Origin of the sequence: Peptostreptococcus anaerobius VPI 4330 = DSM 2949 (assembly GCF_000381525.1) — a bacterium.
GTDB classification, from domain to species: Bacteria; Bacillota; Clostridia; order Peptostreptococcales; family Peptostreptococcaceae; genus Peptostreptococcus; species Peptostreptococcus anaerobius.
Genome location: NZ_KB906605.1, coordinates 18,170 through 42,894 on the forward strand (window position 1 = coordinate 18,170; position 24,725 = coordinate 42,894).

Annotated in this window: 23 protein-coding genes; 4 read left to right on the top strand and 19 right to left on the bottom strand. The window is 35.3% G+C overall.

The window, feature by feature from the left end; genetic code table 11:
* A complete protein-coding gene (locus tag F823_RS0100085; protein ID WP_002845553.1) occupies positions 1-621 on the top strand; it encodes an ECF transporter S component in 621 nt (206 codons plus the stop codon).
* An 88-nt stretch (positions 622-709) separates the two neighbouring features.
* On the opposite strand, the gene F823_RS0100090 is transcribed toward F823_RS0100085, so the two are convergent.
* The 11 genes from F823_RS0100090 to F823_RS0100140 form a co-directional block, all read right to left on the bottom strand.
* Entirely contained in the window at positions 710-1,381 is a 672-nt protein-coding gene (locus F823_RS0100090; protein ID WP_002845554.1) for a Crp/Fnr family transcriptional regulator, read from the bottom strand.
* A gap of 145 nt (positions 1,382-1,526) precedes the next feature.
* Complete coding sequence (locus F823_RS0100095; RefSeq protein ID WP_002845555.1) at positions 1,527-1,892, bottom strand: DUF1667 domain-containing protein; 366 nt, start codon at positions 1,890-1,892, stop codon at positions 1,527-1,529.
* A complete protein-coding gene (locus F823_RS0100100) occupies positions 1,882-3,141 on the bottom strand; it encodes an NAD(P)/FAD-dependent oxidoreductase (protein WP_002845556.1) in 1,260 nt (419 codons plus the stop codon). The genes F823_RS0100095 and F823_RS0100100 overlap by 11 nt, the downstream gene beginning before the upstream one ends.
* A gap of 8 nt (positions 3,142-3,149) precedes the next feature.
* Complete coding sequence (locus tag F823_RS0100105) at positions 3,150-4,583, bottom strand: NAD(P)/FAD-dependent oxidoreductase (RefSeq protein WP_002845557.1); 1,434 nt, start codon at positions 4,581-4,583, stop codon at positions 3,150-3,152.
* A 164-nt stretch (positions 4,584-4,747) separates the two neighbouring features.
* Positions 4,748-6,253: a glycerol kinase GlpK gene (glpK, locus tag F823_RS0100110; RefSeq protein WP_002845558.1), complete on the bottom strand. Its 1,506-nt coding sequence runs from the start codon at positions 6,251-6,253 to the stop codon at positions 4,748-4,750.
* Positions 6,254-6,354: 101 nt separating this feature from the next.
* Positions 6,355-7,056 carry an MIP/aquaporin family protein gene (locus tag F823_RS0100115; protein WP_002845559.1) on the bottom strand — a complete coding sequence of 234 codons (702 nt, stop codon included), beginning with the start codon at positions 7,054-7,056 and terminating at the stop codon, positions 6,355-6,357.
* A gap of 170 nt (positions 7,057-7,226) precedes the next feature.
* Entirely contained in the window at positions 7,227-7,808 is a 582-nt protein-coding gene (locus F823_RS0100120) for a glycerol-3-phosphate responsive antiterminator (RefSeq protein WP_002843360.1), read from the bottom strand.
* A gap of 156 nt (positions 7,809-7,964) precedes the next feature.
* A complete protein-coding gene (locus F823_RS0100125; RefSeq protein WP_019595220.1) occupies positions 7,965-8,846 on the bottom strand; it encodes a nucleotidyl transferase AbiEii/AbiGii toxin family protein in 882 nt (293 codons plus the stop codon).
* Between the two features lies 1 nt (position 8,847).
* A complete protein-coding gene (locus tag F823_RS0100130) occupies positions 8,848-9,435 on the bottom strand; it encodes a type IV toxin-antitoxin system AbiEi family antitoxin domain-containing protein (RefSeq protein WP_019595221.1) in 588 nt (195 codons plus the stop codon).
* A gap of 59 nt (positions 9,436-9,494) precedes the next feature.
* Positions 9,495-11,951 carry an ABC transporter permease gene (locus F823_RS0100135; protein WP_002845563.1) on the bottom strand — a complete coding sequence of 819 codons (2,457 nt, stop codon included), beginning with the start codon at positions 11,949-11,951 and terminating at the stop codon, positions 9,495-9,497.
* A gap of 10 nt (positions 11,952-11,961) precedes the next feature.
* Positions 11,962-12,672, bottom strand: coding sequence for an ABC transporter ATP-binding protein (locus F823_RS0100140; RefSeq protein WP_019595222.1), 711 nt, complete (start codon positions 12,670-12,672; stop codon positions 11,962-11,964).
* Positions 12,673-13,042: 370 nt separating this feature from the next.
* Between F823_RS0100140 and F823_RS0100145 the strand changes: the two genes are divergently transcribed.
* Positions 13,043-13,453 (top strand): TOBE domain-containing protein, encoded by a 411-nt coding sequence (locus tag F823_RS0100145; RefSeq protein WP_019595223.1) that lies wholly within the window; start codon positions 13,043-13,045, stop codon positions 13,451-13,453.
* A 338-nt stretch (positions 13,454-13,791) separates the two neighbouring features.
* On the opposite strand, the gene F823_RS0100150 is transcribed toward F823_RS0100145, so the two are convergent.
* The 6 genes from F823_RS0100150 to F823_RS0100175 form a co-directional block, all read right to left on the bottom strand.
* Positions 13,792-15,183, bottom strand: a complete 1,392-nt coding sequence (locus tag F823_RS0100150; protein WP_002845566.1) for an ABC transporter ATP-binding protein — start codon at positions 15,181-15,183, stop codon at positions 13,792-13,794.
* The gene (locus F823_RS0100155) at positions 15,180-15,908 is read right to left on the bottom strand and encodes an energy-coupling factor transporter transmembrane component T (protein WP_002845567.1); all 729 of its coding nucleotides are present in this window, start codon (positions 15,906-15,908) and stop codon (positions 15,180-15,182) included. Before F823_RS0100155 ends, F823_RS0100150 begins: the two co-directional genes overlap by 4 nt.
* Positions 15,908-16,498: an MptD family putative ECF transporter S component gene (locus F823_RS0100160; protein WP_002845568.1), complete on the bottom strand. Its 591-nt coding sequence runs from the start codon at positions 16,496-16,498 to the stop codon at positions 15,908-15,910. The genes F823_RS0100155 and F823_RS0100160 overlap by 1 nt, the downstream gene beginning before the upstream one ends.
* Before the next feature lie 25 nt (positions 16,499-16,523).
* Positions 16,524-18,248 carry an ABC transporter ATP-binding protein gene (locus tag F823_RS0100165; RefSeq protein WP_002845569.1) on the bottom strand — a complete coding sequence of 575 codons (1,725 nt, stop codon included), beginning with the start codon at positions 18,246-18,248 and terminating at the stop codon, positions 16,524-16,526.
* The gene (locus F823_RS0100170; protein WP_002845570.1) at positions 18,245-20,014 is read right to left on the bottom strand and encodes an ABC transporter ATP-binding protein; all 1,770 of its coding nucleotides are present in this window, start codon (positions 20,012-20,014) and stop codon (positions 18,245-18,247) included. The genes F823_RS0100165 and F823_RS0100170 overlap by 4 nt, the downstream gene beginning before the upstream one ends.
* 107 nt (positions 20,015-20,121) lie before the next feature.
* A complete protein-coding gene (locus F823_RS0100175; RefSeq protein ID WP_019595224.1) occupies positions 20,122-20,907 on the bottom strand; it encodes a TetR/AcrR family transcriptional regulator in 786 nt (261 codons plus the stop codon).
* 715 nt (positions 20,908-21,622) lie between these two features.
* Between F823_RS0100175 and F823_RS0100180 the strand changes: the two genes are divergently transcribed.
* Both F823_RS0100180 and F823_RS0100185 read left to right on the top strand, forming a co-directional pair.
* On the top strand, positions 21,623-21,895 hold the full coding sequence (locus tag F823_RS0100180; protein WP_002846676.1) for a type II toxin-antitoxin system Phd/YefM family antitoxin: 273 nt from the start codon (positions 21,623-21,625) through the stop codon (positions 21,893-21,895).
* The gene (locus F823_RS0100185; protein WP_002846677.1) at positions 21,882-22,196 is read left to right on the top strand and encodes a type II toxin-antitoxin system RelE/ParE family toxin; all 315 of its coding nucleotides are present in this window, start codon (positions 21,882-21,884) and stop codon (positions 22,194-22,196) included. The genes F823_RS0100180 and F823_RS0100185 overlap by 14 nt, the downstream gene beginning before the upstream one ends.
* A 256-nt stretch (positions 22,197-22,452) precedes the next feature.
* Here the strand turns inward: F823_RS0100185 and F823_RS0100190 are convergent, their stop codons facing one another.
* Together F823_RS0100190 and rlmD are read right to left on the bottom strand one after the other, a co-directional pair.
* Positions 22,453-23,349: a GIY-YIG nuclease family protein gene (locus F823_RS0100190; RefSeq protein WP_002846678.1), complete on the bottom strand. Its 897-nt coding sequence runs from the start codon at positions 23,347-23,349 to the stop codon at positions 22,453-22,455.
* Between the two features lie 11 nt (positions 23,350-23,360).
* Complete coding sequence (gene rlmD, locus F823_RS0100195; RefSeq protein WP_002846679.1) at positions 23,361-24,719, bottom strand: 23S rRNA (uracil(1939)-C(5))-methyltransferase RlmD; 1,359 nt, start codon at positions 24,717-24,719, stop codon at positions 23,361-23,363.
* Positions 24,720-24,725 lie beyond the last annotated feature (6 nt).

Sequence of the window (24,725 nt, forward strand, 5' to 3'; positions counted from 1 at the left end):
ATGAAAAACAAGAAAAACAATACTCGTTGGAGTGTACAAGTTGCACTTATGGCAGCCATCATTATCCTATTGGCAAATACTCCACTGGGAATGATTCAGCTACCTATCATCAAGGCGACAACAGTACATATACCAGTTATTGTCGGTGCAATAACACTAGGTCCAGTCGCCGGTGCGATACTTGGTGGTGTGTTTGGACTGTGTTCACTAGTTAGCAACACTATGGCTCCTAGCCTACTGTCCTTTGCATTTTCACCATTTCTTAGTACAACAGGTCTAGTGGGAGTAATCAAGGCACTTTGGATATCAGTTGGATGCAGAATCCTAATAGGATTGGTCGCAGGCTGTGTCTGGACCGGATTGAAGGGTCTAAGGGTCAATCAAACAATATCCCTAGTCATAACAGGATTTGTTGGATCAATTACCAACACCATACTGGTAATGTCCAGTATATATTTGCTATTTGCCCAACAATATGCCGCAGCCAAGCAAGTGGCTATATCAGGAGTCTTCAAGCTGATAATGGCAACTATACTAGGATCTGGAATACCAGAGTCAATCGCAGCAGCTGTGATTATAGCACCTATCTGCAAGGCTATATTTAAAAACTTGAAATCATAGGTATAGGTTGAGAATTATTGAAATTTAAGATAAAAATAAAGGACTGATTCATAAGCGTTAAAAATCGCTTTTGGGTCAGCCCTTTTTCTTATGCCTTAAAATATCTCTCAGTGTCCTTCATATTGACGTAGAACTTCTTGCCCTGCCTCTTTACTATGCCCCTCTCAAGGAGTATCTTCAGGGCTCTAGAAAGGGATTCTCTCTGACATCCCATGGTCCTAGCTAAATAGGTTACAGATAGGTCTATAGATATTAGTACTAGCCCATCTTCTTGGTCTTTGCCATGTTCTAGGCCAAGTCTATACAGCTTGGCTGCCAGTCTCTTATCTAGGTTGGATGTGACAGAGTTCTTGAGCTGTCTGTATAATCTCCTGATCCTGTTCTCCATATAGAGGATGCAGTTCCTAGCAAGTGTGTAGTCGCTCTGCATGATGGAATCAAAGTCCTCAAACTTAATCCTCATAATCTTGGAGTTTTCAAACCCCCAACACTCGACTGCAGAGGTGTTCTTCCTCATGATAGGCTGGTTGATCATGTCCCCTGGCTTGAGGGTAAAAATGATCCTAGACTCACCGTTCTCATTGCACTTGGACAAGGTGACCATGCCCTCCAGTAGAAAATATACATAGTCCAGCTTCTCCCTATCCATATATAGGCTCCTATTCTTCTTTAAACATATCTCATCAGATAATTCGTATATTCTCTCAAGTGTAGAATCTGATATGCCTTCAAATACACCAATATCCTTAATTTCAATCATAATATTCCTCCACTAAGTACATGATATCATCAGAGTATATAAAAGTAAATAGAAAACAGAACGGTCGATAGTGCTGACCGTTCTGTCTTGTTGTTTGTTTAATTGTATCCTAGTACTAGTCTATATGCCTTGTAGCTATTGTTGGCTATTTTTTCCCTATATTCCTCGTTGCTACTATATTTGATCCTGTTCCAAGAACGTCTTCAATCAAGATGTCCCCTACCTTGATTGGGGCCTTTACCTTATGCTGGTTTATTTCCTTCATCACATCAAATATCAGTTCTTTTGGTATCTGCTTGTCTGTCTTTACTGGTACAAGCTTTAAGAATCCGTCTTCTACCCTGATTGTAGATGCGATATTACGCTTAGGTGCTATCATTTCCTGCTGGGCGTAATTTTCTCCCCTCTTACAAGTGTTGCCTGTCACCTTGTACTGGTCATCTTCACTTGTAACTGTCAAGTGACAGCCTACAGGACATACTATGCAAGTAAACTCTCTCTTATTTTCCAATTTCTTCCACCTCCACTATTATCTTGTCGTTTAGGTCTTTTATATCCTCTGGGCTAAGTGGTATGTTGACCATTTCAGATGGTATCATTGCAGGCATCTTCTTTATCTTGATGAGTTTGTCTCCTATGCTGACCTTGACCTCAACCTTTTTGAATGGCTTTCTTGACCTAAAGAATAAATTGGCTCCATCCTTGCCACCAGCTACAACATAGTTTGGTATTACATAGGATATTCCATTTCCTGCCTGTGTTTCAAATAGGTCCTTGCCATCGGAATCATTCATCCCCTTTATATAGTCTGCTGCATTTTTGCCAGCAACCCTAGATTCCTTTGTAACAAAGTCCACTATATCATGGACATGGAGTACGTTACCACAACTGAATACACCATCCATGCTTGTTTCCATATTTGATTTTACCTTTGGTCCATTTGTCACCTGACTTAGCTCTATACCAGCATTGACTGTCAATTCGTTTTCAGGTATTAGGCCTATAGATAGTAGCAGGGTATCGCATGAGAAGTATTCTTCTGTGCCCTCTATTGGCTGCCATTTTTCATCAACCTTACAGATAGTCACTCCCTCTATCCTCTCCTTACCGTGGACCTTGTTTATATTGTGGCTTAGGTATAGTGGTATATCGTAATCGTTTAGGCACTGGGCTATATTTCTGTTAAGTCCACTAGACTGTGGAGATATCTCAACAACGCACTTGACCTTGGCTCCTTCAAGTGTCATCCTTCTAGCCATTATAAGACCTATATCACCTGAACCGTAGATAACAACTTCCTTACCTACCATTAGGCCTTCCATATTCATCATTCTCTGAGCCATACCTGCAGTGTATACTCCAGCTGGTCTATAGCCGTTCATAGCTACTGCACCTGCAGTTCTCTCCCTACATCCCATAGCTAGGACTATAGACTTTGCACCTATATTTACAAGTCCGTTTTCGCTCATAGCTATTATCTCTTTGTCTGGTGTAAGCTCTATAACCATAGTATTTAGGATGTATTCTATTCCAAGCTCGTCTACCTGGTCTACAAACCTCTGGGCGTATTCAGGTCCTGCTAACTCTTCCTTGAACTCATGAAGACCGAATCCACTGTGGATACACTGGTTTAGTATACCGCCCAATTCCCTGTCTCTCTCTATAATTAAGATAGAATCTATTCCATTTTTTTTAGCTTCAACCGCAGCTGCAAGTCCAGCTGGACCTCCACCTATCACTACTAAATCGTAATTTAACATATTTCCCCCTATTTTTTCAAATGTCTTTCTACTATTTTTGAACCAGAAAGGTCTTTTCTTACTTCTGTAGGATCTATATTCAATTCTCTTGCAAGAATCTCTATTACCCTAGGTCCACAAAATCCGCCCTGGCATCTTCCCATACCGGCTCTTACCCTTCTTTTTACTCCATCTACTGTCTTTGCTCCAGCATTTCTCCTGATAGCCTCTATTATCTCGCCCTCAGAAACTGTTTCACACCTACAGATGATCTTTCCATAGGCTGAGTTTTCCTTTATCTTTACAGCCTTTTCTTCGTTTGTAAGCTCGGAGATTCTAACTATGCCCTTTCTTTTTGGATTGTAGTTAGACTTTTTCTTTGTATCCATTCCATTGTCTATTAGGATTTCTTCTACATATTCAGCTATTGCAGGAGCAGATACTAGACCTGGAGACTCTATACCTCCACAGTGTACTAGGCCTTCCATATTTTTAGATGCATATATCATGAAGTCGCCTGTGTCTGGTTTTGCCCTTACACCAGTAAATACACGGATGGTATTCTTAGGATTTAGGCTAGGTACAGATAGTTTTCCTAGTCTATCTATTACTGCAAGTGATTCAGCCTCTGTTGTAGTATCTTCTACTGTTCCTATCTTGTCTGAAGTAGGTCCTATCATAGTGTTTCCGTCATATGTTGCAGTTACTAGTACTCCCTTACCCCTCTCAGTTGGAGTCTGGAATAGGACTGTATTTAGGTTGTCCCCCTTTTTCTTGTCAAATAGTCTATATACTCCCTTTGTAGGTATTATGTTAAAGTCAAAGTCCCCACCCATGTTGGCAACCTTGTCTGAGTATAAACCTGCTGCATTTATAACGTATTTAGCCTGGTAGTCTCCCTTGTTAGTCTTTACAAGTATACCCTCTGAGTTCTTTTCAAGGCCTATTAGCTCTGTCTCAGTAAATAATTCTACCCCATTGTCCATTGCATTTTCCATCATGGCATAAGTAAGGTTGAATGGGTCTACAACACCTGCTGAACCACAGTAAAGGGCTCCAACTACCTCATCTGATACCTTTGGCTCTATCTCTTTGACCCTCTTGGCATCAATTATTTCTAGGTCCCTAGCGCCATTTGCAAGACCCCTCTGGTATAGTTCTTCAATCGTTTTCATTTCCTCTTGACTAAAGGCAAGGACTAAAGAACCTATCTTGTTAAATGTAAAATCTAACTCCTTGCTAAGTTCTGGGTACATAGCATTACCCCTTACATTCATCTTGGCTTTTAGTGTTCCTGGCTTACAATCGTATCCACCATGGACTATGGCTGAATTTGCCTTTGTAGTCTCCTGGCATATTTCATAGTTCTTCTCTATAAGAGCTATCTTCTTATCGTATTTTGATAGGGTTCTGGCAACTGAACATCCAATTACACCGCCACCTACAATTATAATATCGTACATATTACCTCCATAAAATTAAAAAAGAGTACACAAAACAAGTTGAATCTGTTTCGTGTACTCTTTTAATTCAATAAATATATTTTTATTAATTTTTCTTACATATTATATCACAAAACTGATTTGTTTGCTAGTTATCTTGTAAAGTCTATTTATCTACTAAATTACTATTCGTCTTCTTTGTCAACCCAATCCATAGATCTCTCTACAGCCTTTTTCCAGTACTTGTAGTTCTTTGCTCTCTTTTCTTCTGACATTTCAGGAAGGAATTCCTTGTCTATTGCAAATTCTTCAGATATTTCTTCTAGGTCCTTCCAATATCCAACTGCAAGACCTGCAAGATAGGCTGCACCTAGGGCTGTTGTTTCAAGAGTCTTAGGTCTATGAACCTGTGTATTTAGCATATCTGCCTGGAACTGCATCAAGAAGTTGTTGGCAGATGCTCCACCGTCAACTCTTAGATAAGCAAGTGGTAGACCTGCATCTTCCTGCATTGCATCTATTACATCCTTAGACTGGTAGGCAAGAGATTCAAGTGTAGCTCTTACAAGGTGCTCTCTCTTAGTTCCTCTTGTAATACCGAATATTCCACCCCTAGCATACATATCCCAGTATGGAGCTCCAAGGCCTGTAAATGCTGGAACTACTACTAGTCCATCTGTATCTTCTATCTTGTTGGCATAGTATTCAGACTGTGGTGAGTCATATACCAATCTCAATTCATCTCTTAACCACTGGATGGCAGCACCAGCTATAAATACTGATCCTTCAAGTGCATAGTGAACCTTGCCATCTATACCCCAAGCTATAGTTGTAAGTAGGCCATTCTTTGACTGGATCATCTCTTCACCTGTGTTCATAAGTACGAAACATCCTGTACCATAAGTGTTCTTTACCATACCAGGTTCAAAACAGTTCTGTCCAAATAGGGCTGCCTGCTGGTCACCAGCTATACCTGCGATTGGTATCTGGGCACCACCGTATGTACCAGTGTCAGTATGTCCGTATACGTCACTTGAGTTTCTAACTTCTGGAAGCATTGACTTAGGTATATTTAATCTTTCTAGGATTTCGTCATCCCACTTTAGTTCCTTGATGTTGTATAGCATAGTTCTTGAAGCATTTGAGTAATCTGTAACATGGACCTTACCCCTAGTCAAGTTCCATACTAGCCAAGTATCAACTGTACCGAAAAGTAGTTCTCCTCTTTCAGCCTTTTCTCTAGCTCCCTCAACATTGTCAAGGATCCAAGCTATCTTTGTACCTGAGAAGTATGCGTCTACTACTAGACCTGTTTTGTCCTTTATCTTTTCTGTCCAGCCTTCTTCTTTTAGCTTTTCACAGTAGCTAGCTGTTCTTCTACACTGCCATACTATAGCATTGTAGACTGGCCTTCCAGTGTTCTTGTCCCATACTATTGTAGTCTCTCTCTGGTTTGTTATACCTATAGCTGCTATCTGTTCTGGTCTTATAGCTGACATCTCTAGAACCTCTCTAGCAACACCAGACTGAGATGCCCATATTTCCATCGGATCATGCTCAACCCATCCAGCCTTTGGATATATCTGCTTAAATTCCTTCTGGGCAACGTTGATTATTTCACCCTTTTTATTGAAAATTATCGCTCTAGAACTAGTTGTTCCAGCGTCAAAAGATAATACATACTTTTCCATTATTCAAATCCTCCTTTTTATAATTGAGTAACCTGTCTTTTTTGTAATTAAGCAATCTGTTATTTTATACAATATTACTTATGATCTGGTAAGCTATTTTTCTATACAAATAGCATCTTGAATAGTACAGCTCCTACTACTCCACCTACTAATGGTCCAACGATAGGAACCCAAGCATACTTCCAGTTACAGTCTTTCTTTCCACCGATTGGAAGGAACATATAGGCGATTCTTGGTCCCAAGTCTCTTGCTGGATTGATAGCATATCCTGTTGCACCACCGGCAGATACACCCATTGCTAGTATCAATAGACCTATTGCTATGGCTCCAAGACCGTCACTTATCTTGTTGTTGTTGATTAGCTGTATACAGAAAACCAACATAAATGTACCTACTGCCTCTGAGATAACGTTTAACATAGGCCTGTCAATAGCTGGTCCTGTTGCGAATATACCAAGCTTGTTACCCTCTGTTTCTTTCCAGTGTGGTGCATAGATTAGGTATACTAGACAGGCACCTAATATAGCCCCTATAACCTGTGCTATGCAATACCCTATTACCTGCGACCAAGGGAATGCTCCAACAACTGCTAGACCTAGAGTTACAGCTGGATTTAAGTGAGCCCCACTGATGCTTCCGACAGCATAGACACCTAATGTAACACCCAGTGCCCAACCAAAAGTTATAGTTAACCATCCCGCACCGTTTGAATACGATTTCTTCAAGTTTACAGATGCACAGACACCCACACCAAAGAAAATCAAAATCATTGTTCCCACTACTTCTGCTAAATAAACTGACATACTAGTCCTCCTGATTTACCTTGCTGAACCTAAAAAAGAGTATAGAGGGTCCACATTGAATAGACTCTGTATACTCTTATATTCATGATCTCAGCAAATATTTATTTTTCTCAGGAAAATGATATCATGAATCAGGGGTCAGTGTCAACGTTTTCTTTTTTAAATTTTATTTAATCTTGAAGCAGTTTTACACTACTTGTTGAAATTGCATCAGCTCCACTATTGATGATTTCATAGATTTCTTTTTTGTCTGTTACTAATCCACCGGCAATTATAGTCATCTTAGGCAACTTGTCCCTAACCTCTCTGATGACTGAGTGAACCATGGCTGGCATAATTTCAACTGCATCTGGCGTAAAATTTTGAGTAATATTATCTAAAAATATATTCTTAGACTTTGAATCCACCATAAAGGCCCTGTGGATTACCCTGATATTTTCACTGATTGCCTTTTTGACTAGGGCTGGCTTTGTAGTTATTATACCGATCTTTTTGTCAAATATGTCACCTATATACTCGACAACTGCAGGTGAACTAGACATTCCGGATATCATGTCTATATGGACAAATACTAGCTTGCCCTTGTCCAGTAACTTATTGACAGTCACCCTCAAATCAGATATTGTCCCCGATAGCAGGAACACTATTTCATTGGTCGAATTTAAGGCAAACCCTAGGGTAGCTTCATTGGTTACAGCCACTACCATAGGATTGTCTTCGAATTTCTCTTTTAACTTTCTTGCTGATATCATTGCTTCTCCTCACCTTAACTATAAATTATCCAAAACTAAGACCTATTTTTTATACATTAGTTGATTTCACTTAATTTTACTTTAAATTCCTTTACTTAACTTTATTTAACTCAATCAAATTTATTTAAATCAATCATCTTCTTTAACTCAATCAAGTTAATAAACTTGCTCCTCTAAGTACCTGTCTGTTATGTCAGTAAAAAAATCAGCATCCCAAATACTCAGGCCCTTCTGTTCTTTCGGACCTAGGAAGTGTAATACATCCTCTCTTGCGTTATCAAAGTCAATAACTTTAAAACGGTCATTTAAAAGATTCTTCAGGGTTCCTATATCTAAAGTTCTGCTAGGAGCCCAATGATCCGATTGTTCCATTCTTTTCTGAAGGTGATATATATTTACCCTCGTCCCCCTCTTTAAGTACCATATATAGTCAAAAAAATCTCTACCCTTAACCCTATTTTTATAATCTCTACACAGGACTGCATGAATCTTTCCCGCAAATAAGGATGGCATATCGTACAATTTGGCTCTATAGGTATCTGGTAGAATTGCGTTTACATATTGAAACTCAGCTCCCTCAGGTGTATTTGTGTCTATTTCGAACTTTATCCTTATCAAAGCATTAGAATTAAATCCATATGTCATAGAGTCATCAGATGTTATTTCTAATACATTTTGAATAGTATTGCCTTTTATAAATGCAGATTGTATGGCTGTTTGTTTAGATTTATTCTTTTTTTTAACTGTCATTTTAAAGTTGTACGAAGTCAGTTCCTTTTCAACATAGGATAGGTACTTGTCCAGATTAAAATCTGCTTCTGGCCTTTCAAGTGAAAAATCTAAATCCTCACTATACCTTGGAAGACCGTAAAATATTCTGAGTGCAGTCCCACCATAAAAAGCTGCCTTGGTAAAAAAGTCACTCCTAGACAGCCCCATTAGAGCAACCTCTTGTACAACCTCTTTTAGTGCATTTTCGTAGTCTTCACTACTTTTACAAGTATACTTGTCAATCATGGCCATTATTGCATCATTCATGCTAATAACCCTCCTTGTCAATAAACCTGATAAGCTGATTCAAGTTGGTCTTATGGTACATTGGAGCTATCCTTCTAATTTTATCAAACTCAAGTTCTTCAAATATATCTTCATCAAGCCTCATACCATCAAAAAGATAATCCTCAAAATCTTTCAACCCCCTTATAGGTTTTAAGATACTAAGTATGTCGCACAAGGCCTTTTCCCTACTAGCAATATTAAATGAACGGTTGTTTACTATTTCACGTGTATAATAAAATGGAAACACTTGCTTGGGTACATCTTGATACGTATAGATGCCAAATACATTTTCAAACTTTTTATTCTTTTTTAGATCAAAAGAGGCAGAAGTATATGTATGCACTCTCTCTGGTATCATCCCATAATAGGACAAGGCCCACTCAAAAGATAAGTACGATGGGCCTAAAATATCATTTGCCAGAACGTAGCCTGGTATTTCGGGATCCGTTTCATACAGCCCTCTTTTTACAGGCAACAATTCCTCTTTTTCTATCAAGGACTTAATTTTTTGATAAGGTACCTTGTATTCCTTATACTTGTATAAAAGCTCGCTTGTATCTTGTATCATGTCTATTTCCTCCACTTATTATATATAATACTATATTTAGTGGAGGAAATCAACATCTACTACCTATCTTTTAAGACATCTGTCATATTGATTTTTTTGATTCTCCTAGTCAGTATCCACCTATCCACCATATATACTAATATCCCGCAAGCTATAGTTGCAAAGTATATGTACATTGGTATGTCAGCATTGACATAGCCATTGAATTTGTAAAAAGCTACTTTTATAAGTTTGTTTACCAAATACTTCTCAACAGGTATAAGTATCAGCAAAAATATTACTACTGCAAGGCTTGATACCCTAATAAATATCTTTTCTATCTCCTTGTCGTGGTAGCCAAATATTCTAAGATAGGATATAGACTCTTTGTACTTGTCTATAATTGCCTTGGTCAAAACATACATGACCACAAGGTATATAACTAGGGCAACCATCATAATAGTAGGCATAACATTTTTGAAGTTATTTAAAAACTGGTCAGCAATCTTCCTCATGCTCTTCCCATCTATAAGTGTAGATAGGTCCTTGTCATCAATCTTCAGGGCCCTGTCTGAAAAGGCGCCATTGTAATAAAACTCGTCCATACCTAGCATCTTGTTGCAGGACTTTCGATCCATTATTATGGAAAATGAAGTCTTTAGTTGCTGGCTAGTTCCAACTATTCTCATCCTGTATTCCCTGTCCCTGTTTTCATCATTGACAGTAAAATAATCTCCTATACCTAGACCGAACTTGTCCTTGATGCCCTCAGTTACGTATACATCATAGGTCTTGCCCTCGCTAGATCTTGTACTAATATTTTTTATATTATTTCTTTTTAGGCCATCCTTTACATAGCTTCCATCAAGGTCAGTCCCATAGATACTAGCCCTTGTTTGATCGTCAACTTTTTTACCCCTTATTTTAACTTGGTATAGGGTGAATAGGTTTGTATCTACCTTGCCGCCGACTAATTTGTTTTGGTAGTCATAGCTAGGATGGTCAAATATATTTTTATCCTTCTTGCTTAGAGAGTCTTTTAACCTCTCCTCTACTTCCTTTCTTATAGGCCCCTTAAATACCGTCTGATAACTAGATGGCATGGACTCTTGAGTCTTATCCATGTAGTCATTGAGTATACCCTTGATTGACATACCATATATCATCAGGATATTTGCCAGCAGTAATCCCAACAAGAGTACAAGGTAGTTGCCCTTGTTTCTAAGGAAGATCCTCAACCTAAACCTGGATATAAATGACACATTTGGCAGTTTGACAGCCTTTTTATTCCTAGACCTAGATAAATCACGCCTTAGAAACTTTAGGGGACTCATCCTTAGCTTCCTAGTTATAAATACGAGATTCACTAGTAGCATAAGACCTATAGGTATAAGCGTTGTCAAAATAAAGGCATAGGCTGACCACACAAGTTCAACTGGAAATAGGGAGTATGAAATTGTATAAAGGCTCAAATACATGTCCTTCATAAATGTATAAGCAAATATGTTGCCCAAAAGCGCAGAAAACACTGTAACATATAGGGGTAATTTGATGTAGTGCCATACTAGGCTTGGTCTTTTGTAACCAAAGGCTAGGAGTGTACCTATAACAGCCGATTCCTCTTCTATCATATTCTGGACTAAGACGGCAAATATAAATGACATCACCAATAAAACAATAACCATCAGACTAGTAATCATTGGAACATCACCACCCATATCATCCATGACATAGGATATACGAGAGTTTGTATACTTGGTCTGGGCATCAATTGGAATTATACCCTTTGAAGAAAATCCCTTTATTATATCCTTTAGCTTATCTGTTTGGAGTTTCTTATCGTCCTGACCATATTTATAACCTTGCCTATTCTTATCATACTGATTAGTCTTATCTCTCCTTTTACCATCATCAAGACCATGCCTATATGAGTAGCTATACTTTAGTCCCGCACCACTTTTGACCAGCCTATCAAAGCCACCTGAACTAAGGCTTGCAACACCGAAGTTTTTGTTGTCCATCAAAAGGTCACCAGGTCTCCTAAGTAGACAGCTATAATCTGGAAAGGCACCTATACCAGATATCTTGAATTCTTGACCAAGCAAGCTTATCTTATCGCTTATTTTTAATTTATTTTCTCGTGCAAAATTTACATTTAAAAATATCTCTTCACTATTTCTAGGCATTTTACCCTCATGAATTGCTGGTATATCTATCTTTTCCCTATTTTGATACACCCTAATTGTTTTGCCCTTGTCATAGTCAAGAGCCATAAAATAGTTGGGATAGGCCCTCACACCATTATCCGTAAATATCTTTTCTTCTTGGCTAGTGAGCTTCCTATCAAATTCAATGTAGCCATCCTCAATCCTTCCTAGCTTATGGCTATCGTAGTAGGTCTTTTCAATAGATTTTTGAGCTATAAAAAATGATGATACAACAGATATAGTAATCAGCATAATTATAAATATGGCTCCGTACCTACCTATATTGGACTTGAGGTCTCTAAAAATTCTCTTGTTAAGTGGATTTTTCATGAGACACCTCCTACCAAACCAACTGATCTGCCATTAGTGGATTCTCATTTATCCTATGGTCCAAAATCCTACCATCATGTAGGTTGAGAACCTCGTGCGACATCTGTGCAATAGCTATATTGTGTGTAGCTATAATAATTGTAGAGCCGTACTCTTTGTTGATCTTTTGTATCATCTCGAGGACCTGCTTGGCTGTAGAGTAGTCAAGGGCACCTGTAGGCTCATCACAAATCAATAGGTCCGGTCTCTTCGCCAAAGCCCTAGCTATAGCAGTCCTCTGTTGTTGACCACCAGATAATTGGTTAGGAAACTTCATCTCATGTTCTCTTAAACCCAAGATATCTATCAATTCATCAATATCAAGCGGATTCGGACTAAGGTAGGCTCCAACTTCAATATTCTCCCTTACTGTGAGATTGGATACCAGATTATAAAACTGGAATACAAATCCCAACTTGTCCCTCCTATAGTCCAACAATTGAGACTTTGACAGGCTATTGAGTTCATAGTCATCAACCCTTACGCTGCCATCTTCAAATGATTCAATTCCCCCTAAAATATTCAAAAAGGTAGACTTGCCCGAACCAGATGGACCTAAAAGAGTGCAAATTGACCCCTTGTTTATAGAGCAGTCTATACCCTTGAGGACGTCAACTGTATTAGAACCACTTGTGTATGACTTTTTTAGATTAGAAATTTCAATAAAGTATTGTCTTTTCATAGTAATCCCCCCTGGAAACATAATAATTGCTGTTAATTCAATCTTTAATATTAATTATAACTTTGCTATTAATTCTGTCTTTATTGCTAATTATAATTTTGCTATTAATTCTATCTTTACTGCTAGTTATAATTTTGCTATTAATTTGAATTATAGCACTAATGATAATTAAACTCAAGTGAATTCTTATTGCCTATAACTTAATTTCTTTTTCTAGAATTTAAATCTAAAGCAATAAAATTATAAATTAAACTAGATATTAGCTTATGTTTTATATATTGAAAATTTGAACTAGTTACTGTATAATAAACTTATGAAAATAAATGTTTTCTATCTATTTAAATCTAAGTATAAACCCAGGAGGTATAGAATGAAATTAAGTGCAAGAAATCAATTTGAAGGTAAAGTAATAGGAGTAAATGAAGGTGCTGTAAATGGAATCGTTTCACTAGATGTAAACGGAACAAAAATTAGTGGCACTATTTCTATGGCTGCTATTAAGGAGCTAGGTATCATTGAAGGTGTAACTGCAACAGCAATTATAAAGGCTACTGATGTAATGGTTGCAGTTGGAGAATTAAAATTAAGTGCGAGAAACCAGTTTGCTGGTAAAGTAACTTCTATTACGGAAGGTGCTGTGAATGATATCGTAGTTATTGACACTCCAGTCGGTGCTGTTTCAGCTACAATATCTAAGGCTGCCGTTGAAGAATTAGGCCTAGCAAAAGACTCTGAAGCAATAGCAATTATAAAAGCTACTTCTGTTATGTTTGCTCGTTAGTAAATATTATCGGCCTATAGTTCTAGGTCTTGTATTACAACTATGAAATATAATATCTTAATGGTATTAGATTATTCATATTTTGACTTACTAGAAAAACAACCCCCAATCATTAGATTTTTAGGTCTAATTTTTGGGGGTCACATCATTTTGTCTTCATCTAACGGTTAGGATTTTTTCTGCCAACGCTAAAATGTGTAGAGTCGTTTTTTTCACCTGCTCCAAATAATATTATAAAATTTATTTTATGGAATATTATAAAAAATACTATTTACAATTTCTCATTTTTTTGCGTTTTTATCATATGTTCCTCTTATAATTTACTATTGTATACTTTTTCATAAATAAGTAAAATCAATCACTTTATCACAAACTGACTCTAAAAACTCAATATCATGGGATATTATTAAAATCAGCTTATCTTCTTCCTTTACTTTTTTTATGTTTTTAGCTACTATTTTCATATTTTTATAGTCCAATCCACTGGTTGGCTCATCGAAAAATAGAATTTTCTTGTCGGATAGTAAAGCGGATAAAATAATTACTCTCTGTTTCTGTCCTCCAGATAAAGTGTGCGGATTTCTATCAATAATATTTTCGAGTTCCATATTTTTTAACCAATTGTTTATAATATTTTTGTCTATAACTTTTGACGTTAATAATATTTCATCAAACACATTGTCAGTAAATAGTTGATAATTCACTTCCTGCATAATAAGTAGACTTTCATTTAACCTGCTTCTTATATTGAAATTCTCATCCTCTTTTAAAATTTTCCCTTTATTTGCTTTGTATAAGCCACATATGATTTTTGCTAATGTAGACTTTCCAATTCCATTTTCTCCAACAATCCCAATAATATTTCCATAGCAAAATGTAAGATCCTTGATGGACAAAATTGTTCTGGTATTTCTTTTAAATATCAGATTTTTCAATTCTAATAAAGCCCCTTTATTTGAAGTTTCAAAATCTTCAAATCCTTCAATAGCTTTATAATCAGAATGTCTAAGTCCAGTTCTCATTCGTTCATCCTCACTTAGATTTTCAATTTCATCCATACTATATTCTCTGATGATTTTCCCATCCTCTAAATATATTGCTCTGTCAACAATGTCTTCTAAATACCACAGCCTATGTTCTGCAATAATAATAGTTTTTCCTAAAGATTTAAGCTTCTTCATTGTAAGTGATAGTTCTTTCATTGACTTTATGTCTAAGCTTGAAGACGGTTCATCAAGAATAAATATCTCAGGGTTTAATGCGTAAATACTTGCTATAGCAATCTTCTGCTTTTCTCCTCCGGAAAGATTGAATATATTTTTATTCATCAAGTTTTCAAGACGAAGCTCTTTTTCGACCTCTTTAATCCTTTTGTTAATTACTTCTCTTTCTATTCCGTAATTTTCTAAACCAAAAGCAATCTCATCTGTAGTGTTTGTTGTATAAAATTGTGTTTTAGGATTTTGAAAAACTGAACCTACATCCTTAGATAATTTATAAATTGGTGTAGTAAATGTATTCATACCATTGACCATAACACTGCCTGAAATGTCCCCATCATAGAACTCAGGTATTATACCGTTCATAAGTTTTAATAGGGTCGACTTTCCGCAACCACTCCTGCCACATAGAAGAATGCATTCCCCTTTTTTTATTTTCAAGTTTATATCTTTTAATGAGTAATTATCTCCTCCTTTGTACTTAAAACTTAATTCTCTAATTTCAATCATAAATCCCACCCTGACACTTTCATAAATATTACTATCAATAAAATTAAAATCATAAGAATTAAAACGCCAATGTCATTTTTTCTAATCTTAATTAGGTATCTACTTGTTTTTTGAACAGGAGCATCAAGCCCTCTTATAATGGCTGATTGGGATAGCTCATCCCCGATTTCTATTACACTTACGAATAATGGTACAAAAAAGTATTCCATTGTCGCAGCAGGTTTATGAAATAAATTATAAAGACTAACGCTAATCCCTCTTGTTTTCATAGCCATATTTATATGACTCCACTCATCTTTAATCGTAGGTAAGCATCGAAATATTACAGAAATCATTATAAGTGAGTCTTTTGAAAGTTTTAATTTTTGTAGAGTTGCTACTGCACTGGAAACAGATGTGAAATTTAAAATCCATTTACCCACAATAATACATGGCAAAAATTTTCTCCCAATTGCCAAGAGGAATAAAATTAAATTCAAAAGAAAATTTATATTGAAATAGGCTAAAGTTTTTTCTAATACAACGCTTGTTACAAAGAATAGAATATACCTTATAGCGGATTTCTTATAACCATCACTAATAATGATGGCAAGAAATAATAAGCTAATAAGGCTTTGATATATCAAACCAAAACCTAAAAATATTAAAATATTCGCACCTATAAGTAAGATAAGTTTTGTTCTGAGGTCATATTTTGACCCCAGAGCAATCTTTGAATTTTCCATTATAAGACTCCTGCTGATTCCAACTTTTTATTTAGTATTTTCTTTGTAAAATAAGAACCAATTAATGAGAATATAAATGTTCCAATAATCATAACTGGTAGCATCCATATTGGTGTCCATGCTCTTACTGTATTACAAAAGTTTTGATCTAAGCCACCTTTTATAACGCTTTCAAAAAATGCTTCTCTCATAAGCCAAATTGGTAAGAATCCTCCAAATAAGTTTAGAGAAAAAAACATATGGCTAATTGTATTTTTCTTAAAGTCTGTATAATTTCCACCTCTTGCTATGAACATAGCAATTATTCCGGCAGGCACTGCCGCTAATGGTGCAATTGGAATATGTCCAGTTGCAACTAATAAAATACTTGGTAAGATAGCTGCGATTACAATAGCGGTGGCTGACTTTGTTTTTGCAAGAAGCATATGATAGGTTGGTGCAGCAAGTAGTGCTACAAGCATAGGCATTAGTAAAAATAAAACAGGGACAGGCATAGATATTGCCCCAATTACTAAATATGTTACAAAGTAAAGTGCAATTAAAACACCAGCTGTAACTGCATTTTTTGATGATTTCTTTTGTGTTTTCATAAATTTCCTCCTTTAAAATTGATTGTTACTGTACAATCTTCCATTCTTTAGACTTTTCTTGATAATCCCATAAGTCTTTATATAGCCCTTGATTTTTTAAAAGGTCTTCATGCTCCCCAACTTCTTCTACCTTTCCTTTGTCTAAAACAACAATTTTATCAGCTCCCATTACGTTTCTTAATTTATGGGCTACAACCACAACTGTTTTATTTTTAATTAAATTTGATATTGCTTCTTGTATAATAAGTTCATTTTCAGGATCAAGCGAAGATGTTGCTTCATCAAGTAGTATTATTGGTGCATTTTTTAATATTGCTCTCGCTATTGATATTCTTTGTTTCTCACCTCCAGACAGAGTCGCTCCTCCTTGTCCAATCATAGTGTCAAATCCATCGTCTTTTTTGACTATAAAGTCATAAGCTCCTGCCATTTTTGCAGCATTCATGATTTCATCTTTACTTGCATCTTCATTTCCAAATTTTATGTTGTTATAAATTGTGTCTTTAAAAAGATACACATCTTGAAAAACAACAGAAAATTTATCCATTAATTTATCAGGATCGGCTGTTAGCAAATCTACTCCACCAATTTTAATTGTCCCTTCATTAGGATCATAAAATCTGGAAATTAATTTAATTAGTGTAGATTTTCCAGAGCCAGAGTAACCAACAAAAGCAGTTAATTTGTTTTCATTAATGTCTAATGAAACATTATCGATAACCTTAGATTCCTTATAAGAAAATGAAACATCGCGGATTACAATTTTGTTGCTTTCGTTTACAGAACAATTTCCTGACATAGGTTTAGCCTTAAGTAAGTTAATGATTCTCTCTCCCGAAACTGATGCCATTTGCAGACCTGTATAATTTACAAGTGCAAGCTCCAAGGGATCAAAAATCCTTGTGCCTACAAATAAGAACATTAAAAATGTATCAATTTCCAAAGATCCATTTATAAATAAATAGGAACCAGCTAAACTCATCAAAGGAAGTCCTATTCTTAGAATCATACTTGCTATAGTAGTTAATGAACCAACTCCTTTCTCACTCTTAATATTTGCATCTCTTGAGTTATCTATATCTTCTTCAAGTTTTGTTAATGTGTCCTCTAAGCTGTTATAAGCTTTTAGAGTCTTAATGGCATCCAAATATTCATTTATATCTTCTTCCTCTTTTATCCTCATTTTCTTTGTTTTTAAATAAATTTTTTTCTGAAAGTTTTGCATGAGCGTAAGAAGTAGAACAGAAATAGGTAGTCCAATAAGTGTTGCTATTCCCATTTTTACATTGATTATCAAAAATAATATCGAGCAAAGAACCGCTACACATATACCACTGAAAAATTGAGGTAATTGATGCGTTACTGCCGTTTCAACTTTGAAAAAATCATTCATTAATGTATCTAAGATCTCTGCTGAACTTTTCCCTGAAATATAACCTATCGGCAGTTTTCTTATGTGGTCTGCAAGCTCTATTCTTCCATCTGCACTTGTCTTGTATCCAAGTTCATAGGTATATTTTGTGGCTAAATTTTCCAATAAGAATGTTATTAAGAAAAATATTGCCATTATCCCAAAATACTTCCATAAAAGGCTCGTATCTATACTATCTGCACCTCTATTTAAAAATAGTGTCTCTACAATTTTCGCCAAAGCAATAAATGGTATAAGGTTGGAAATAGATGCCAAAACATTTAAAATAATTGATTTTCTTATATTATTCATCTTTCCTAAAGTAATATTTCTTATCATTTATTCTCACTCCCTTCTATATCCATTTGCCAAATATTTGTCTTCTTATAAATATCAAAGAGTCTCTTATATATTCCATTTGCAAGGATTAAATCTTCATGCTTGCCTCTTTCTGCAATTTTTCCATCAGATATTACTAAGATTTGATTTGCATATTCTATGGTATTTAACCTATGAGCGATCATAATAACAGTCTTATCCTTAACCAATTCAGATAAAGCTTCCTGCATAAGATATTCATTTTCAGAGTCTGCAAAACTTGTTGCTTCGTCTAACACTAATATTGGTGCATCCTTCAAAATCGCTCTTGCTACTGCAATACGTTGTTTCTCTCCTCCAGATAAGTACGTTCCTTTACCCAAAACAGTGTCATACCCATCAGGAAGTTTTACAATAAAATCATGACATCTTGCTTTTTTACAGGCTTTTATAACATCTTCTTTTGTAGAGCCTGTCTTTGCCATAGCAACATTATTGAAGACTGTATCTGTGATAAGATCACTGTCTTGAAAAACAAATGCTATCTTGTCCATTAAGGCGTTTATCGGAATATTTTTTATATTAACCCCACCAATTTTAATAGAGCCTTCTGAAGGATCGTAAAATCTTGGTATTAGCGTTCCAATGGTAGATTTACCCGCTCCCGAATAACCAACTAATGCTGTAACTTCTCCTTGTTTAGCACAGAAGCTTATATTCTTTAAAACCTCTTCATTTCCATAAGAAAAGCTTACATTATTAAATTCAAGATCATGACCTTTTATCGCTTCCTCAGTATTTTCAATTGCCAATTCTTTTTGATCTATAATTTCATAGACTCTCAAAACAACTTCATTTAGTAAATTCATTCCTTCTGCAAAATCTCTAAGCTTTAATGCAGGTACGCTAATGGCAGGTGCAAGAATCAAATAGAAAATAAAGACTGTAGCAAAATCCAAGTTATTATTTCGTGACATTAAAAGTATTCCTACAGGAACTATGAATGTAGCCACAGATAAAATGAACATTCTAAATGAGACAAATCCTGGTCTTATCATTGATGTCATCGAACTTGTAAAATCTCTATATTCTCCTACTGACTTTGAAAAAGTTTTAAATGATTTTGTTCCTGTTCCAAATATTTTAACTTCAGGCATACCTTTAACATATTCAGTAGTTGCTGAATTAATTTGATCCAAAATCGCAAAGTTTTTTTCAAGTCCGCCAGACTTAATAATTCTCGCCATAATGGCAATCTGAATTCCTAAACCGACAAATATAATTAACAAAGTAGTAAGACCTAATATTAAATTTATCTTTAACATAACAATTATCATTGCTAAAATTAGTGTTAAAGTTGAAATTAAATTTGGTAATTGATGAGAAAAGTATCCCTCAATTTGATTCATGTCTGATCCTAATACTTGCCTTATTTTTGACTTGTTGTCCCCAGTAAAAAATCCTAAAGGAAGGTTCCCAATATGAAATAATATCTTCTTTTTTAAGTTAGCTATTAAAACATATGAAAACTTATGGCATAAAATACTACCAATATAAGTTAAGCAATATGCCAATACCACTGCTGCAAGTCCATAACTACAGAACTGTATTGCACTTTGTTCTAATTTCCCATATAAAAATAGAGATTTTATAACTTTGTATATCACCAAAATTGGACAAATACTTAATAGCATTCCAAGACTAACAAATAATATTCCTCCTACAAGTTGTCCTTTTTTTATTTCACTGTAGAAAATAATATCTTTGATAGATTTCTTCTTTTTCATCTAAAACATACCTCCTTACCGAACGAATTCGTTCATTTGCCTTAAAACTAATACAAGGAAAACATACTTGATGTTTTCCTTGTAAAATACTTATATTTTATTTTTCTCTACTGAGGTCTCTGAAATAGTTCGCTTATTATTCCAAAGGCTTCACTTGAATTTGTTTTGTTTTCTCCCTTAATAATATAGTCATTATATATTGTTCCAACAGCTCCGTATAAAATAAAAGCTGCGAAACTTCTCATATTTTCTCTATTTATTCCAATATTATTTTCTATTTTTTTATTTTCAATTCCTTCAATTATAAACTCTGAATAGACATCTATAAATTTTCCAATGTAATGAATCAATTCCCATAGCCTGTAAGAGTTATCCGTAATTGAATTCTCTTTTGAAAAATTATATTTTGTCGTAAACTGACCGATATCTTTTACTATAAGTTCTCTTAAAATTTTTATTCTTTCTTCGTAATCTATTTCCTTATTTTGAAGTATATCCAACTTATTTTTTAGTTTTTCTTCAAAATATGTTTCCATGCACGCCAAGAAAATATCTTCTTTTGATTTAAAATAGTAATAAAACATTCCCGGCGCTCCGTTAACTTCTGCGAGAATATCTCGCACAGAAACTTTCTCATATCCATCCTTTTCAAAGAGTCTAGATGCTATATTTATAAGCTCCTGTTTTCTTTCTCCTGGATCTTTTACATTTCTCTTTTCCAAAACCTCACCACCTATTGACCGACATTCGTTCTTTATCTTTATATTAGCATACTCTAACCGAAAAGTCAAGTTACATATGGAAATTATGGCGTCATTATTCTTAGTTGTCAATACATATGTTACACTTACGAGAAAGTTTTTCAAAATACTTGCTATTTTATCTTCTTTCATGCTTTGCCACCTGATTTATCAGATCTTTTTCGCTAGTAAATACTTTTCGATTATATAAAATCTTACCATCTTCCCTATGACTTCTTTCTACTTTTCCATTTTGCCATGGTTAATATGGTCTTGTTCGTTTAATCGTGATACCAAGATTGTAAGCAACTTTTTCAAATGAATTCTCTTTGCTTGTTTTGTCATCATCATTAAATTTACAATATAGATCAATATTTTCTGTAAAGCTCAACTTATAATCATCATTAAAATCTTTAATTATTTTTTCGTTAACATTCCTGAGACTTCCACAAAATTATTTTGTAATTTTATTTCTACATTTTACCTGGAATCTGAAATTTTATCACCTAGTGGATTGATTTCTGCATGAGGATAATCCTTTTTCAAATCCTCTGTACTTGCATTGCTTTGACAAATGATAAGTCGAGTATTATCAAGAATGTACTTTCCATCATGTCATCGTGTGGTGTTCAATCTTTGGCCATACAGACTCCTTTCATATTTTTATAACTTTTTTCGTGGAGTATTAGTATTCCCTGTGAATATATTATTGAGAGGCGTTTGAAATACTAGTTAGTCTATCTGCGAGTTTTCCCTATTTATTGATCGTAATAGAAATGGAAAAGTAGAGATTTTAACTCCCCTTTTATAAAATTGACATTCTAAAGAAATAATAGTATAATATCTTTAGATTAAAGGGGGTGTTATTATGCCAAACATTAAATCAAGTACAGATTTACGAAATAATTACAATGAAATCTCTTCGTTTTGCCATGAAACAGGCGAACCTATCTTTATTACCAAAAATGGCCGTGGAGACCTTGCTGTTATGAGCATTGATTTATTCAATAAAATCATGGGAAAATATGAGCTGTATCAACTTCTAGAGCAAAGTGAATCTGATTTCACAAACGGTCGTACCCTAACTTTTGATGACTCCATGAAAAGTTTAAGGGAGGGACTAAAAAATGGAACACTATAAGATACTTGTTTCCGAGACCTATCACAGAGACCTAAAAGGTATAATCCATTATATTTTCTACAATTTTGATGCACCATTCACTGCATCTGATTTACTTGACGAGATAGAATCTACTGTTTCTAGTCTATCTACCATGCCTCATCGCTATGGATTGGTGGATGATGCCTATCTACGCCATAAAGAGTTTAGAAAATGTCTTGTTAAGAATTACATCATTTTCTATAAAGTTCATGAAGAAAGTAAAACTGTAATGGTTCATCGAATTCTTCATGCAAGACAAAATTTGATTGATATTCTGTAAAATAGCCATTCCACTCGGTGTGGCTATTTTTTACATATACTCCATAGAAGTCTAATTTACAGAAAAAATTACATACACTCTATAATGATTCTGTTCTTTAAGGAGAGTCTAAGACTCTCACTACTTTGATACAATTTAATGTGCTAATTTACGAATGATTATTTTATGCTTTTGAACACCATCTTGCACATTCATTAAAAGGTATAAAAAATAGACGATATAGCTATTGCATATCGTCTAAATTCTAATGTTAATACTATTTCATTTCATTTTCTTCTAGGTCTTTTAATGTTATACCGTTTTCAGTTTTCCAATGTGTTTTCCCATTTGCGTTAGTTCCTAGAACAAAGGCAGCTGCGTAGGATGGACTGTTGAATAAATAGTCCTTGCTTATTCTACCATCAATAATCTCATTTTTATTTATGCATTCCTTTCTAAGTTCTTTAATTGATTTTGGAATGGCAGTGGAATCTATAGTTTCTATCATGCTATCTTTTAATACAACAAAACCCTCATCTGTTCTTTTACATTTTGCTTCTATCTGTCTATTTGACTTACCACTTTTTCTTGAAAGATAGAGAATTGACTCTTTGTCATTATTATTTTCATATTTTTCTTTTGTATCTTTATCGACTATAGGAACGAATATTTTATATCCCAAGACACCAAGTACCATTTTTGAATACTCTACAAAATCTTCCAACTCTGATTCTTTTTCTTCGGTTACATTTCCAGGGTTTGGATCATTTCCATTTCTTACTTTGTACCTATCTACATAGATAGCCATGTTAGTGAATTTATTCTCTAAATAAGAAATTTCTGTTGGTCCAAATGAGTTATTTTGTGTGGTTAACATGACTGCATCTGAAAAATAAATTTCATCTTTTAAGTGTTCTGATACCCTAAATAAAACTCCCTCGCCATTTTTTCTTATTCCTGCTTGACCGATATACACTTCGTCATCCCCGTCATCGTTCTTGCCAAATAAAAAATATACTCCACTTTGCTTTAAATCTAGTCTATCCTTACATTTATCAAGATACGTTCTTGGAATTTTATATGCAATGCCTGTCCAATTAGATAAAGTACACTTTATTCTTCCAGTTACTTCTCCATCCATTAAAAAAAGATTAAAATTTTTACTATTGTTCATTTTGTACGCCTCTATTTTCTTGTCATCAATACGACACTCTCACAATGTGGTGTGTTCGGAAATAAATCCATCAACTCCAACTTGTCCAACTTATAGCCCCTAGCCTCAAACTCGACCACATTCTCAACTAGCGATCTTGGGTTACAGCTGACATATACTATTTCCTTGGCTCCAAACTCAGCTATATCCTTCACTCCATTACCCAATATTCCTGCTCTTGGCGGGTCTACTATGATCAGCTCCGGCTTTTCTGGAAGTGAGCTGACAACCTTGGCAACGTCTCCTGCTATAAACTCACAGTTATCAAGATTGTTAAGGACTGCATTTTGGTTGGCTGCAACAACTGCCTCTTCGACCAATTCAATTCCGTATACTTTCTTGGCAGTCTTTGCCATCAGCTGGCCTATAGTGCCTGTCCCACTATATAGGTCAAATACAACCTTGCCATGGCCCCTGTCTCCTGCGAACTTTCTTGCTATAGTATACAGGGCCTCTGCTCCCTTGGTATTAGTCTGGAAGAATGAAAATGGAGAAACCTTGAACCTAAGTCCTAGGACTTCTTCATAGAAGTAATCTCTTCCGTATAATATTCTCATCTCGTCACACTGGACTGCATCTGCAAGTCCATCATTTATAGTGTGTAAAACTCCTACAAGTTCACTATCTAGGTCAAGCCCCAATAAAAAGTCCTTGTATTCATCCATATTGTAGTCTAGCTGAGAAGAAGTGACTATATTGACCATCAACTCCCCAGTATTCTCACCCTTTCTAACTACCAAGTGTCTAAGGTAGCCCTGGTGGTTAAATGACCTGTAGTAAGGTAGTCCCTTCTCTTCAAAAAAGTCCCTTGTCCTTGTCATGATAGTCTTAAAATCTTGGTCAACTATCCTACAGTCATCTACTGTCACTATATCTATAAACCTACCCACCTTGTGCATACCAAGTGATAGTGGACCATCCTTGTACTCATCTCCAAATGTGTACTCCATTTTATTCCTGTATGCAACTGAAGATGGACTAGGGTTGATACCTACAAACTCATAATCTTTAAGTCCTGCCTTGTCAAACAAATCTAGTACTTGGTCCTTTTTTATCTCCAACTGTTTTTCATACGGAATGGATAATATTGAACATCCACCACACTGTCTAAAATGCCTACAGACATCTGCTGTCTCTATTGGTGATGGCTCTACTAGTTCTAACTGCTTGACTTCACCACTGTCTGACCTAGATTTTTTGACTACAGCCCTGACCCATTGACCAGTGATTCCACCCTTCATCTTTATTCTCTTGTCCTCGTACATGGAGCGTGATATCCCACCAAACTCCATCTTGCCAACTTCAAACTCTATTATATCTTTTCTCTTCATCTAAGC